The organism is Halolamina rubra, from assembly GCF_000739555.1.
GTDB lineage: Archaea > Halobacteriota > Halobacteria > Halobacteriales > Haloferacaceae > Halolamina > Halolamina rubra.
Genome location: NZ_BBJN01000050.1, coordinates 21,178 through 34,460 on the forward strand (window position 1 = coordinate 21,178; position 13,283 = coordinate 34,460).

15 protein-coding genes are annotated in these 13,283 nt (G+C 71.0%); 4 read left to right on the plus strand and 11 right to left on the minus strand.

The genetic code is table 11. The features are described 5' to 3' along the window. Positions 1–16 precede the first annotated feature (16 nt). Positions 17–967 (minus strand): A/G-specific adenine glycosylase, encoded by a 951-nt coding sequence (locus ACP95_RS12910; protein WP_049981594.1) that lies wholly within the window; start codon positions 965–967, stop codon positions 17–19. 88 nt (positions 968–1,055) lie between these two features. Here ACP95_RS12910 and ACP95_RS12915 point away from each other — a divergent pair, with 88 nt between their 5' ends. Further along, positions 1,056–1,376, plus strand: a complete 321-nt coding sequence (locus ACP95_RS12915; RefSeq protein ID WP_049981595.1) for a hypothetical protein — start codon at positions 1,056–1,058, stop codon at positions 1,374–1,376. Positions 1,377–1,597: 221 nt separating this feature from the next. Here ACP95_RS12915 and ACP95_RS12920 read toward each other — a convergent pair whose 3' ends face one another. The 5 genes from ACP95_RS12920 to ACP95_RS12940 all read right to left on the minus strand — a co-directional run bounded on the left by ACP95_RS12920 (position 1,598) and on the right by ACP95_RS12940 (position 7,082). After that, positions 1,598–2,533: a metal ABC transporter permease gene (locus ACP95_RS12920; RefSeq protein ID WP_049981596.1), complete on the minus strand. Its 936-nt coding sequence runs from the start codon at positions 2,531–2,533 to the stop codon at positions 1,598–1,600. After that, complete coding sequence (locus ACP95_RS12925) at positions 2,533–3,273, minus strand: metal ABC transporter ATP-binding protein (RefSeq protein WP_049981597.1); 741 nt, start codon at positions 3,271–3,273, stop codon at positions 2,533–2,535. Before ACP95_RS12925 ends, ACP95_RS12920 begins: the two co-directional genes overlap by 1 nt. Continuing rightward, positions 3,270–4,238: a metal ABC transporter substrate-binding protein gene (locus tag ACP95_RS12930; RefSeq protein WP_049981598.1), complete on the minus strand. Its 969-nt coding sequence runs from the start codon at positions 4,236–4,238 to the stop codon at positions 3,270–3,272. The genes ACP95_RS12925 and ACP95_RS12930 overlap by 4 nt, the downstream gene beginning before the upstream one ends. 162 nt (positions 4,239–4,400) lie before the next feature. Then, positions 4,401–5,738, minus strand: coding sequence for an aminotransferase class III-fold pyridoxal phosphate-dependent enzyme (locus ACP95_RS12935; RefSeq protein ID WP_049981599.1), 1,338 nt, complete (start codon positions 5,736–5,738; stop codon positions 4,401–4,403). Between the two features lie 42 nt (positions 5,739–5,780). Then, positions 5,781–7,082, minus strand: coding sequence for an MgtC/SapB family protein (locus ACP95_RS12940; RefSeq protein ID WP_049981600.1), 1,302 nt, complete (start codon positions 7,080–7,082; stop codon positions 5,781–5,783). A 96-nt stretch (positions 7,083–7,178) separates the two neighbouring features. Between ACP95_RS12940 and ACP95_RS12945 the strand changes: the two genes are divergently transcribed. Then, positions 7,179–8,384: an AI-2E family transporter gene (locus tag ACP95_RS12945; protein ID WP_082224690.1), complete on the plus strand. Its 1,206-nt coding sequence runs from the start codon at positions 7,179–7,181 to the stop codon at positions 8,382–8,384. On the opposite strand, the gene ACP95_RS12950 is transcribed toward ACP95_RS12945, so the two are convergent. The 4 genes from ACP95_RS12950 to ACP95_RS12960 form a co-directional block, all read right to left on the minus strand. Continuing rightward, the gene (locus ACP95_RS12950; RefSeq protein ID WP_049981601.1) at positions 8,381–8,659 is read right to left on the minus strand and encodes a PadR family transcriptional regulator; all 279 of its coding nucleotides are present in this window, start codon (positions 8,657–8,659) and stop codon (positions 8,381–8,383) included. The two genes, ACP95_RS12945 and ACP95_RS12950, sit on opposite strands and share 4 nt — an antisense overlap. Positions 8,660–8,980: 321 nt before the next feature. Further along, positions 8,981–9,127, minus strand: coding sequence for a hypothetical protein (locus tag ACP95_RS16175; RefSeq protein ID WP_202593841.1), 147 nt, complete (start codon positions 9,125–9,127; stop codon positions 8,981–8,983). Positions 9,128–9,189: 62 nt separating this feature from the next. Then, on the minus strand, positions 9,190–10,104 hold the full coding sequence (locus ACP95_RS12955) for a DUF1028 domain-containing protein (RefSeq protein WP_049981602.1): 915 nt from the start codon (positions 10,102–10,104) through the stop codon (positions 9,190–9,192). A 70-nt stretch (positions 10,105–10,174) separates the two neighbouring features. Beyond that, a complete protein-coding gene (locus tag ACP95_RS12960; RefSeq protein ID WP_237560446.1) occupies positions 10,175–10,825 on the minus strand; it encodes a DUF7528 family protein in 651 nt (216 codons plus the stop codon). Between ACP95_RS12960 and ACP95_RS12965 the strand changes: the two genes are divergently transcribed. Together ACP95_RS12965 and ACP95_RS12970 are read left to right on the plus strand one after the other, a co-directional pair. After that, positions 10,824–11,561 carry a DUF7117 family protein gene (locus tag ACP95_RS12965; protein WP_049981603.1) on the plus strand — a complete coding sequence of 246 codons (738 nt, stop codon included), beginning with the start codon at positions 10,824–10,826 and terminating at the stop codon, positions 11,559–11,561. The two genes, ACP95_RS12960 and ACP95_RS12965, sit on opposite strands and share 2 nt — an antisense overlap. A 110-nt stretch (positions 11,562–11,671) precedes the next feature. Then, entirely contained in the window at positions 11,672–12,118 is a 447-nt protein-coding gene (locus tag ACP95_RS12970) for a universal stress protein (RefSeq protein ID WP_049981604.1), read from the plus strand. Between the two features lie 9 nt (positions 12,119–12,127). On the opposite strand, the gene ACP95_RS12975 is transcribed toward ACP95_RS12970, so the two are convergent. Continuing rightward, positions 12,128–13,045, minus strand: coding sequence for a bifunctional 5,10-methylenetetrahydrofolate dehydrogenase/5,10-methenyltetrahydrofolate cyclohydrolase (locus tag ACP95_RS12975; RefSeq protein WP_049981605.1), 918 nt, complete (start codon positions 13,043–13,045; stop codon positions 12,128–12,130). Positions 13,046–13,283: the final 238 nt, after the last annotated feature.

Genomic DNA, 13,283 nt, shown 5'->3' on the forward strand with positions numbered 1-13,283 from the left:
TCCGGCCGGCGGCGAGCTACCGCAGCCGGGCGACGCGTTCGCCGTCGCGCTCCTCGATCTCGACCAGCCCGTCGTCGGCGAGGTCGTCGAGCAGCCCCGCCAGCCACTCCCGACCGTGCTCGCCCTCGGGCGCATAGTCCACCCGGATTCGGTGGCCGAGATCGTCGACGGCGACGGCGTCGCCGTCGCTCAGCGCGCGGACGATCCGCCCGCGGAACTGGCGCCGGCTCCCCTCGAAGCTCGGCTGCGTGGGCACGTCCGGCGCGGTGAAGTCGCCGGTCTGGTAGGCGTCACACCACTCGCGCCACGGGCAGCCCGCCTCGTCGCAGGCGGGTGATTTCGTGCAGGCGACGCCGCCGAGCTCCATGATCGCGTTGTTCCAGACCCGGGACTGTCCCTCCGGCATCAGCGTCCGGGCCGCCTCCTCGAACGCGTCGTCGTCGTCAGGCGTGTCGAACGCTCGGTAGGTGACGCGCTCGACGTTCGTGTCGACGACGGCGTCGCCGTTGTTGAACGCAAAGGACGCGACCGCGTTGGCGGTGTACGGGCCGACCCCCATCAGCTCAGCCAGTTCGTCGGGTTCCTCCGGGTACTCGCCGCCGTACTCGTCGACGACCTGCCCCGCGGCCTCGTGGAGGTACTTCGCGCGGTTGTTGTAGCCGAGCGAGTGGTCGGTCCAGAACGCCACCACGTCGCTGCGATCCGCGGCGGCGAGGGCGTCGACGGTCGGCCAGCGATCCCGGAAATCCTCCCACGCGGAGACGACGCGGTCGAGCTGGGTCTGCTGGCTCATCACCTCGCTGACGTGGATCTCGTAGGCGTCGTCGGTCTCGCGCCACGGGAACGGCCGGTGGTCGGCCTCGTACCACGCGATCAGCGCCTCGCGGACGGCGTCGAGGTCCAGCTCCGGCGGGAGCGGCGGGCCGTCGGCGGCCGCGTCGTCGCCGGCGTCGGCGGCGTCGGTCATGCCCGTGGGTGGGGCCCGGCGTCGCTAAAGCGGCGCGGTCGCGGCGCGGAGCCACAAGCGGTATTCACCTGCCGACGAACCCACGGGTATGAGCCTCGACGACCTCGACGAGAACGTGACCGCGAACTACACCGCGCTGGGCGAGGAGGCTGCCGTCGAACTCGACCCCGAGACGCGGAACGAGCTCGCGCTGCTGTCGGCGGCGATGGGCACCGACACCGAGGAGCTGCTCCGCCGCGGCGTCCACACCCTGTTCCAGCAGGCGGTCCAGAGCGGCAACCTCGACTTCCACCTCCGCAGCGGCTACGACGTGACGTACGACGAGTACCTCGCCGGCGCGACGTACGACGAGATGACCGGCGCCGACCAGTACCCCGAGCGCGACGACGAGCGGCGCTACCAGATGTAGCTCGACGCTTCGACCTTTTGCTGCGGGCCCCCGGAGGGCCTGGCAAAATCTCGAACGAAAGCCTCGCGCCTCCCGGTGTCTGCGGGCGACCCATGCGTCGCCCGCACGGCCTGAGAGACGGCTCCGCCGTCTCTCTCTGGTCGGCGCTCGGCCCGCTCGCTCACTGTCGTTCGCTCGCGGTGAACCGACTAGCTGAACGTACTGTATCCCCTGCCCCCCGCTCAGTTCCGACCGATCCGCACCGCGAGCGTCGACGCCGCGTAGCCGCCGATGGCGACGAGCACGATCGTCCCGCCGGCGGCCACGTCGTACAGGTACGAGAGCGTCACGCCCGCGGTCGTCGCGAACAGCCCCGCGGCGACGGCGACGGCGATCGAGCGCTTGAACCCCCGGATCGCCGCGGCGGTCGCGGTCGGCACCACCAGCATCGCCGCGACGAGGATCACGCCCATAATCTGCATCGCGCCGACCACGACCACCGCGGTCAGCACCGCGAGCAAGCGGTTGTAGCGCCCGACCGGGATCCCCGCGGCGCGGGCGCCCACCTCGTCGAAGGTGACGTACAGCAGCGGCCGGTAGGCGGCCCCGACCGTCGCCGCGACGACGGCGCTCATCGCCAGCAGCGTCGCCACGTTGGCCCGCGACACCGTCGCCAGCGAGCCGAACAGGTAGGCGTCGATCCCCACGGCGATCCCCCCGTCGGTCGCGGTGAGCAGCACGCTCCCGACCGCGAACGAGCCGGTGAGCACGATAGCCAACGACGTGTCCCGGTAGGCGCCGGCGGCGTCGATCAGCGCCTGGACCAGCAACGCGGCGACGGCCGCGACCACGAGCGCCGCGAGCAGCGGCGGCACGGCCACCGCGAACAGGCTGTTGACGAACAGCCCCGCGGCGACCCCGGCGAACGCGGAGTGGGCCAGCGTGTCGCCGATCATCGCCATCTCCCGGTGGACGAGGAAGCTCCCCACCAGCGGGCCGAGCACGGCGACACAGACCGCCGCGAGGTAGGCCCGCTGCATGAACGGGAACCCCAGCAGCTCGATCCCGGTCACCCCGGCGAGGGCGTCCAGCAGGCCGCCCCAGAGCTCGTCGACGACGAACGGGATCGCCCCGTCGGACTGGAGCGGGCGTGGCGTGGAGGAGAGCGTTCCGGCCATCAGTGCTGGTGGTGGACGATCGACTGCGAGCCGCCGTACGCCGCCGCGAGCGCGTCGGTCTCGACGAACACCGCGGGGTCGCCGTGGAAGTAGAGCTCGCGGTTCAGGCAGGCGATCTCGGAGGCGTGGGTGGTGACGACGCCGATGTCGTGTTCGATCAGCACGATCGTCATCCCGTCCTCGTTCAGCTCGCCGAGCAGGTCGTAGAACGCCTCCCGGGACTCGGCGTCGACGCCGACGGTGGGCTCGTCGAGCGCGAGGAGATCCGCCTCCGCCGCGAGCGCGCGGGCGATGAAGGCCCGCTGGCGCTGGCCGCCGGAGAGCCGCCCCACCCGACGCTCGGCGAGATCGTCGATCCCCACCCGCCGAAGCGCGGCGTCGACGGCCCCGCGGTCCTCGTCGTCGAAGCGACCGAACGGCCGGCGGGGGTAGCGACCCATCCGCACCGCCTCCCGGACCGTGACGGGCATCCCGTCGGCGGCGTCGGAGACGTTCTGCGGGACGTACCCCACGCGCCGGCCGGTCGACCGGGCGTGGGCGGGCTCGCCGAACAGCCGAACCGAGCCGGCGTCCGGGCGCCGGAGGCCGATCAGGAGCTCGAGCAGCGTGGTCTTCCCCGAGCCGTTCGGGCCGACCAGCCCGAGGAACTCGCCGGCCTCGACGGTGAGCGAAACGTCCTCGACCACCGGTCGGTCGCCGTAGGTGAACGACACCTCGGTGGCCTCGAGGACGCCCGTCATGCGTCGAGCGCCCGCTCGAGCGTCGGGACGTTCACGTTCCGCATCACGTCGACGTACCCCCACCCCTCGCGCTCCCACTCGTCGGTCAGGCCCGGGATCGCCGTCAGCGGCAGCACCGCCTCGGCGTCGGTCTCGGCGACCAACTGCTCGGCGGCCTGCTGGGACTCGAGCGGGTCCGCCACGACGTACCGCAGCCCGTGCTCGTCGACGATCTCCTGGGCGTGGCGAACGTCCCGCGTCGTCGGCCGGTCGTCGGGCGACACGTCGGTTAGCGCGGCGACGTGGACGCCGTAGCGGTCCTCGAGGTAGCCGAAGGAGTCGTGGCCCGCCACGAGCAGCGTCTCGGTCCCGGCGTCGGCGACGACCGCCTCGATCCGCGCGTCGAGATCGCGGAGTCGCTCGCGGAACGCGTCGGCGTTCGCGGTGTAGGTGTCCGCGTGGGCGGGATCCAGGTCGGCCAGCGCCGACTCGACGGTACCGGCGGCGTCGGCGACCCGCGTCGGGTCGAGCCAGAAGTGCGGGTCGGCGGTGCCGTGGTCGTGGCCGCTCTCGGTCCCGTCGTGGTCGTCGTGGCCGCCGCCGGCGGGCAGGAGCGCCACGTCGCTGGCGGCGTCGACCGTCGCCACCTCGGCGCCGTCGGCGTCGAGGTCGGCGAGCACGTCGTCGACCCACGGCTGGAACGTCTCGGGGCCGTGGACGAGCAGGTCGGCGTCGGCGACGGCCTCGCGAACCCGCGGGCCGGGCTCCCAGCCGTGGCCGTGTTGGCCGATCGGCACCAGCAGCTCCGTCGCGGCGGCGTCGCCGGCGACCGCCGCGGCGATCGAGCCGAACACGAAGAAGGACGAGGCGGTCGTCGTCTCCGAGTCCGCGCCGGCACTGACCGAGCCGTCGACACAGCCGGCGAGCGCGCCGACGCTCGCGGTCCCGACCCCGGCGGCTAACAGCTGTCGTCTCGTGAGCGCCATCTGATTGTTAATACTGGCCGTGGAGATAATAACTCTTGTTACCTGCAGCTCTCGTATTGTTAAATGGCGGGCGGCGACGGTGGAACGAGATCGGTGTGGTCACTGGCCGATGCGGCGCGCGGTCGGGCGGGAGACGGGGAGAAAACCGGCTCGCGGGTGGTCTCAGTTCGCGTCCTCGATCGCCGCGGTCAGCAGCTCCGCGCCGAGTTCGATCTCGCGTTCGGTCACGTCCATCGGCGGCAGCACGCGGATCGTCTGCTTCCCGCAGGCCAGCAGCAGCAGGCCGCGCGCGAACGCGGCGTCGACGATGTCGTCGCGCAGGTCCTTCGACTCGAAGTCGAGGCCGAGCATCAGCCCCTTCCCGCGGACGCTGGTGACGCCGTCGAGGTCGGCGTCGCGCATGAGCTCCTGGAACTGACGGCCGCGCTCGGTGGCGTTCTCCAGCAGGTCGTACTCCTCGATGGCGTCGATGGTGAACGCCCCCTTCGCGGCGGCGAGGTAGTCGCCGGCCCCCCACGTCGAGGAGAGGCGCCCGCGCTCCTCGGGGAAGGTCTCCGCGTCCGAGATGGTCGCGCCCACGCGCATCCCCTTCGCGGAGGTGATCACGTCGGGGTCGAACGGGTAGTGCTCGGAGGCCCACCACTCGCCGGTGCGGCCCAGCCCGGACTGGATCTCGTCGGCGACGAGCGTGATGTCGTGCTCCTCGGTGACCTCGGCGACGTCGCGGGCGAACGCCTCGCTCGGGAAGCGGTAGCCGCCCTCGCCCTGGATCGGCTCCATCATCAGGAACGCGACCTCCTCGGGGTTGACGTGGCCCGTCTTGGGGTCGAGTTTGGCGCTCAGCGCCGACTCCTCGCCCCGGAAGTAGCCACACTCACAGCCCGACGGCGCGTCCTCGCACGAACAGAACGGGAAGTCGTGGACGCTCGCGATCTCCGGGAAGCGTCGACGGTACACCTCCTTCGAGCGGTTGAGCGAGAGCGCGCCCAGCGTGCGGCCGTGGAACGCGCCCTCGAACGTGAGCGCGTACTTCCCCAGGGGGTTGTCGTCGTAGGAGATCTTCATCGCGTTCTCGACGGCCTCGGCGCCGGAGTTCGAGAGGAACACCGTGTCCATGCCGAACGAGGAGGAGATCTCCGTGATGCGGTCCATCAGGCCGGCCGCGCCGGGCATCCCTTCGCCCGGCGAGCTCCCGTCCGAGGCGTAGAAGTCCTGGCCCGCGATCTTCACGGGGTCGGTCAGCTCGAACTCCGCCATCGGCTCCATGATCTTCGGGTTGTTGTAGCCGAGCGGCGCGGCGGCGACGTGACTGGTGAAGTCCATCAGCACGTTGCCGTCCACGTCGGTACAGAACGGGCCCTCGGCGGGCGCGGTGTGGTCCCAGACGAACTCGTAGACGTACGTGCTGGGCGCCGAAAACTCGTGGTGGTAGTCGACCCACTCCTGCGCTCGGTCGCCGGGGAGGTCGGTGACCTCCGGCTCGACAGAATCCCGGTCCATGCTTAGGCGAGAGAGGCTGCTATTGTTAAGCTGACGGTCGACTCAGACCCCGGGCCCGAACAGCATCGACGCCGCCGCGACCAGCGCGGTGACGACGAGCAGCAGCACCGACCAGATCGCCACCGACCGGCCGAACCGCCGCGGGCCGGTCAGCGTCAGCCCCGCCTTGACGGCGATGCTCGACGCCGACGCGAGCAGCACCGAGATCACGGCGGGGCCGCCCGCGACGCCGCCGCCGATGTACAGCAGCGTCGCCGACGTGGTCGCGCCGGCCGAGGAGACCAGTCCCGAGACCGCCGCGCTGACGTACAGCCCCGCGGTGCCGAAGCGGGCCTGGGCGAACGCCGAGCCGACGAGGATGACCGCGAACACGCCGCCGAACGCCAGCGCGTTCCGCAGCGAGAACGGGCTCTCCAGGTCCACTTCGAGCGTCGCGTCCCAGTCGGCGGTCAGCGCGGCGGCGCCGACGCTCGCGACCACCAGCGCGCCCAGCGGCGCCGCCGCGCCGACGAGCACGGGCACCCCCGAGGTGAGCGTGAAGAAGAGGACGATCGCGAGGTTGCGGGCGGCCATCGCGGCGTCGGCCAGCAGCACCGCGGCGACGGCGTACTCGGTGACGGAGCTCCGCTGCTGGACGTGATCCAGCATCGACCCGACGACCGCCGTCGACGACGCCAGCCCGCCGAAGAAGCCGGTGATCGCGACCCCGCGGCCGCCGTACGTGCGGACCAGCGCGTAGTTGGCGATCCCGATCCCCGCGACGGTGACGACCATCAGCCAAGCCACCCGCGGCGGGAAGCCGACGCCGAACAGCTCGACGGACTCGGGCGGCAGCAGCGGGTAGATCACGAAGGCGAGCACGGCGAACTCCGTCGCCGAGCGGAGCTCCTCGCGGTCGAGCCCGCCGGCGAAGGAGTGGAGCTCCCGCTTGAGCACCAGCAGCGCCGAGGAGATCACCGCCACCGTCACCCCCTCGATCACCAGCCCCGCGGCGACCAGCGCGCCGATGCCGTAGGCGACGAACATCGAGACGCTGGTCGTCAGCGAGAGCGAGGCGTCGGCGGCGCCGCTCTGGAGCTCCCGGACGGCGAGCAGGCCGCCCATCAGGAGCACCAACAGCCCGCCGACCGCCAGCAGCGCCCCGGCGGCGTCGACGCGCTGGGCCAGCAGCGTCGCCGTCGCCCCGGACAGCGTCAGCAGCGAGAACGTCCGCACGCCGGCGGATTTCTCGGACCACTCGCGCTCCAGGCCGAGAAACAGCCCCAGCGCGCCCGCGATGGTGAGTCGCACCACCGGCTCCGAGAGGGGCGCGGCGAACAGCGCGTCGGCCTGTAGCGGCGGCATGGGTCGCTACGTACCGCCCTCCGGCTATATAGGTGTGGGGGCCGGCGTCGACGCCACCCCCACACGCTTATACTCGCGCCGACACCTCTCGGAGGTATGGAGCTCTCGGCGGTCGACAAGGGGCGAGTGCTCTGGGGCGCGTTCGGCCTCGCCCTCGCGGGCGCGCTGGCGTTCGTCGCGTACTCCTTCGTCGGCACGCTCGTGTTCGGCCTGTTCGTCTACTACGCCACCCGGCCGATCTACCGGCAGCTCCGGCGGGCGCTCGACAGCCCCAGCCTCGCGGCCGCGGTGTCGCTGTTCGCGCTCGTGCTCCCGGCGCTGCTGCTGGTGATTTACGCGATCACGATCGTCCTCCAGGAGCTCGACAAGTACGCGCAGAACACGACGATAAACATCGAGCAGCTGGGGATCGACCCGACGCTGATCGACCGCGTCGCCGACCCCGAACGCCTGCTGCAGGACGGCTTCGCCGAGATGATCACCGAGGCGAACCTCTCGCAGCTGCTGCAGTCCGTCGAGTCGGCGTTCGGCACCGTCGCCGTGCTTGGCGTCGCCGCGATCCACCTGTTCGTGATGCTGGCGATGGCGTTCTACCTGCTGCGCGAGGACCACCGCCTCGCCCGGTGGTTCGTCCGCCACTTCGACGACGACCGGGGCACCGTCCGCGCGTTCGCCACCGCGGTCGATCGGGACTTCAACTCGATCTTCTTCGGCAACATCCTCAACGCGATCCTCACCGGCACCATCGGTGTGATCGCCTACTCGGTGCTGAACGTGTTCGCGCCGCCGGGCACCGCGATCCCCGCGCCGGCGCTGGTGGGGATGCTCGCCGGCATCGCGAGCCTGATCCCCGTCGTGGGGATGAAGCTCGTCTACTTCCCCGTCGCGCTGCTGCTGCTCGCACAGTCGCTGCTCGCGGGGACCGCCGGCGGGCTGGCGTTCGTGATCGCCTTCGCCGTCGTCTCCTTCGTGATCGTCGACACGATTCCGGATCTGGTGCTCCGACCGTACGTCTCCGGGCGCTCGCTCCACGTCGGCGCGCTGATGCTCGCGTACACGCTCGGCCCGCTGCTGTTCGGCTGGTACGGCATCTTCCTGATGCCGATGCTGCTGGTGTTCGTCGTCCACTTCGCGCGGATCGTGCTCCCGGAGCTCGTCGACGGGTCGCCGATCGAGCCGTACGCGGTCGACCCGGGCTACGTCACCGTCGAGAGCGGGCCGGACGTGGCGGGGGAGGGCGTCTCGGGCGAGAGCGGGGCCGCGCCGGACGACTCACCGGGGTCGGCGGCGGATCAGGGTTAGTCCACGTCGACGTACTGTGCCTCCCACTCCCGGCGGGCTTCGATCTCGCGCGTGCCGCGCCGGGTCAGCGTGTAGTAGTTGGTCCGCCGGTCGCGCTGGCCTTTCTCCACCAGCCCCTTCTCGACCAGCGTGTCGAGGTTCGGGTAGAGCCGACCGTGGTGGATCTCCGACTCGTAGTACTCCTCCAGTTCGTCTTTGATCGCGAGCCCGTAGGGCTCGTCTCTCCCGGCGATCACGTACAGCAGGTCGCGCTGAAACCCGGTGAGATCGTGCATGGGAATGTGTCACTATTGTTTCGGAACGCTGATAAAGATTACGCAAATTCTGCCGGTTTCGACCGTAGACGCCCACGCCACGCCGATTTTCGGGAGCGTCGTTCCGGTCTATCTGTGCGACATATCGGCGACGGCGAACGATCGACGCGAGATAGCCGTCGCTACGTGGTCTCGAAAACGACGACGCCGGGCGGGACAGAAAACGTCCGCGCCCGGCGCCGAAACGGTCCCCGCTGACGCTTCGGCCCTCCAGACGAAGCGTCATCGGCACTTGCCCATCCCGACCCTTAAACGTAGCGTTGCTCGCGAACCGACACGTCCTCAGATGTGCTCCTCCTCGAGCACCCAGCCGAGCGCCCGCTTGTAGTAGGTGAACATCTCCCTGATGGACTCGTGGTTCATCTCCTCGCTGTCGAGCTGTTCCTGGAGGAACTCGTACTGCTCTCGGATCTCCGACTCGTCGCGCATGGGCGGCGTTGGGGCCGCGGCCGCTTGGGCGTGACGGCGGCCCGGGCCCGCACCGACGCCCGCTACTTCCGCTCCAGTCGCTGCAGCCCGTGCCAGATGGCGTCGACCATCCGCGCCTCGCCGGCGCCGTCGGCGTCGTCCCAGCCGCGGGCGAGCGCGTCCTCGATCACCGGAAGCGAGTGGTTCTCGAAGTTGTTCATCCCTCGGAACGCCTCCAGCGCCTCGGTCTGGGCGTCGCCGAAGGCGGTGACCCCCTCCGCGTCTGCCTCGTCGAGGTGGCCCAGCGCGGCCAGCGTCTCCGCGACCTCCCCGGCGGTCTCGCCGGTCAGCTCCCGGGTCTCCGCGGGCGCCTCGCGGGCGAGCAGCGTCACGTCGTACAGCTTGAACACCCGGCGGAGCTCCTGGATCGGCGTCTCGTGGTCGTCGACGCGCACGTCGATCCAGCGGTCGTTGCCGCCGTCGTAGCCGCCGTCGGGCTTGACGACGTACAGGGCCGCGGCCTGCTTCCCGCGGCTGTCGCCGCCCGCCTCGTCGCCGGCTTCGAGCGCCGCGAGCAGTCGCTCGGGCAGGCCGCCGTCGGCGTCCTCGAACGTCTCGGCCATCGCGTGGATCGTTTCCTCGTTCTCGAGGATGTTCCCCTGGACGGTGTAGCTCTCGCCCTGTACGTCGAGCGCCGTGTCGAAGCAGTCCGCGCCCGTGAAGCCGGCGACGGAGCCGTCCGCGCCGACGACGCCGACCTGCCGGCGCTCGGCCTCCTCGTCCGCCGCGATCAGTTCCTCGACGGTCTCCTCGGCAGTGAGCCCGTCACGGAGGTGGTCGAGCCCGTCCGCGCCGTAGGCGACGTTGGCGAAGCTCTGGGTGGCGATCGCGCCCGCGTCGGCGGCCGCGAACGGCACGACCGAGCCGACGCTGACGAACTTCGACTGCACGGCGATCCCGACGGCGTCGCCCTCCCTGGCGACGATTGAGAACGTCATAGCCGAGGGGTGGGCTGGCGGCGAGAAAAGCGTTGACGCCGCGGCAGTCGATCAGGTCGCCCCCGAACGCTCAGTGCGTCGGCGCCGTCGGGTCGACCACAGTCGGCCGATTCGGGCCGTCCGTCGCGGTGTCGCCCGCCGCCTTCGCCGCGGTCAGGGGCTGGCGGGCGATCAGTTCGCAGTCGAAGGCGGGGTGCTCGGCGAAGTGGTGGACGAGCAGGTGGCGGCGGGTTCCCGACACGGCCCCCGCGTCGCTGTCGACCGCGGCGTCCCCGACCGCCGCCGCGTCGAACCGCTCGGGCAGCCTGTGGTACAGCCGCTCCATCGCCCGGAAGTCGCGGAACTGCTTGGCGTTGCCCGCCGAGTCGGCGTTCGCCCGCGCGACGACGTAGCTGCCGTCCGGACGGTGTTCGCCCGCAGTCCGGACGAACTCCCGTCGGCCAGTGAGCGCGGCCGTCAGCTCGTCGCGGAGCCGCCTCGCCTCTGACCGGGAGAGCCGCTGCTCGCCGTCGGGCAGTCGCAGAACCAGTCCGTCCGCCTCAGCGCCGACCGATTTCTCGATCAGCCGCCTGTTGACGGCTTCTCCTATCCTCGAACATAGACATCGTGGATCGACGTCGGGCGCCGACCCACTTATCGATGACGGGCGGGTGCCAACGATCCACAGGGTCGGGCGACCGACCACCGCCGTTTTGCCGCCGGCGTCCCCAGTGTCGGGCATGAAGATCCGCGGCGAGCGCGAGTGCAAGCACTGCGGCACGCGCTGGTCCTACTACGAGACGGGCGAGACCGCCTGTCCCGACTGCGGGAGCCTCCGGAGCGTCGCGGTCGACGACGAGCGTCGGCGCCACACCGACAGCCCCGCGGAGATCGACCTCACGCCCCACCGGGGCGCGATCGGCGACGGCGCCGAGATCGCCGAGATCGCCGCGGACGTCGAGTCCGACTGCCGGGCGTACCTCCGCAAGCGGGGGTTCATCCGCGGCGGCGAGCTGCTGCCGCTCGACGACACGTTCCTGGCGGTGCAGGAGCTCCGCGCGGCGCTGTCGGACTACCGCCGGGCCGAGCGCGTCGGCGGCGACCGCAACGTCGCCGACCCCGACGCCGTCGAGCGCTACCTCCTGGATCTCCTCCGGGGCGCCGACGACGGCGAGCGGCCCGCCCCCGGCGACGTGCCCGAGTCGCTCGCGCCCGCCAGGGGGCTGGCGTACGCGACGGCCGTCGAGGCGTACCGCGACGACGTGGCGACGTACCTCGACGACGCCCCCGACGAGGACGCGCGGCGACTGCTCGGCCGGATCCGGGACCAGGAGAAGCGACTCAGCGCGCTCGGTGGCGATCTCCCGCCCGAGACGGTCGAGTCGCTCGTCCGCGCCTGCCGGGATCTGACACGCTACCTGAACGGCGAGGCGGGCGCGCTCGCGACCGCGCGCCAGCGCCTCGACGAGCTCGACTGACGCCGTCAGGACGGGGAGCTACGGCCGTGAGGGGCCACACGCGTCGCCGGTTCGTCATGTGGTAGCACGTTTTCACCCAGTTTTATCCCCTGACCTGCGTATGGGCGGGTATGGAACACGCACTCGCTGTCGTGGGACCTGACGAAGTGGCGAAGGACCTCGTACGGGAAGCCGGCGAACTCGCGGCGGGCGTCGACGCCCGGCTCACCCTGCTGTGTGTCGTGAGCGAGGAGGAGTACGCCGACGAGCGGGAGGCGCTGGAGGCGATCCCGGAGGCCGACGTGAGCTACTCCGTCGGGCAGGCACTGGAGGGCGCCCGGAGCTTCGCGAACGACATCGGCGTCGAGGTGCTGGACGGCGTCGACATCGAGTACGAGACCGCCGGCGCCGTCGGCGACCGTGCGGAGACGGTGCTGCAGGGCGCGGAGAACCACGGCTGTGACCACGTGTTCATGACGGGGGAGCGCCGGTCGCCGACCGGGAAGGCGATCTTCGGCGACGTGACCCAGCGCGTGATCCTCGACTTCGAGGGGCCCGTGACGGTCGTTACCGCCTGAAAACCAGCCTCACTCCAGTTCTAGCTCGACGCCGGCCTGTCGGGCCGCAGCCTGCACCGTGTTCCGGAGCAGCATCGCCCGGGTCATCGGCCCCACGCCGCCGGGGACGGGCGTGATGGCGTCGACGACCCGCGACGCGCTCTCGTACTCGACGTCGCCGATCAGCTCGCGGTCGTCGCCCTCGCCGACCGCGTTGATCCCCACGTCGATCACCGTCGACCCCGGCGAGAGCATCTCGCCGGTGACGAGCTCCGGGACGCCCGCGGCGACGACGACCACGTCGGCGCGGGCCGTGTGCGCCGCGAGGTCGTCGGTCTGTGAGTGACAGACCGTCACCGTCGCGTCGGCGTCGTCGCCGCGGTTGAGCAGCAGGTTCGCCAGCGGCTTGCCGACCAGCTCCGACCGCCCGACGACGACCACGTCCGAGCCGGGGATCTCCACGCCGGCCGCGACCAGCAGCCGCTGGATCCCCAGCGGCGTGCAGGGGACGAAGCGCGGGTCCCCCGTCACCAGCCGCCCGACGTTCTCGGGGTGGAACCCGTCGACGTCCTTCTCCGGGTCGACGCGTCGCAGCGCCGCCGGCTCGTCGACGCTGTCGGTCAGCGGCCGCTGGATCAGGATCCCGTCGATCGCCGGGTCGTCGTTGAGGTCGGCGATGGTGTCGAACAGCTCCGACTGCGACGCGTCGGTGTCGAGTTCGACGTGCCGGCTCTCGATCCCCACGTCCGCGCAGTCCCGCTGCTTCATCCGGACGTACGTATCGCTGGCGGGGTCGTCGCTCATCAGCACGGTCGCCAGCCCCGGCGTCACTCCCTCGGCCTCCAGGCGGTCGACCGCCCCGGCGACCGTCTCGCGTACCTGCGCGGCGACCGCCTCGCCGTCGATAACGTCCGCGCGATCGGCCCGCCGCTTGATGGCCTCGCTCATGGTTCGATCGGGGGGCTGGGCGAACTTCAACCCTCGGATACGTGTATAGACAGCTCTAGGGATGGCTCGGAAAATACACGAACGTGTATCACTCTGCGGTCGCTCGGCGGAGCCGCAGTCGGACGACGGTCCGGTCGTCCCGGCGCTCGAACCCCACGTCGCCGCCGACAGACTCGACGGCCCACCGGACGAGCCAGAGCCCCAGCCGCTGCCGTGTTGCAGTTGGGTGATGTCCCTG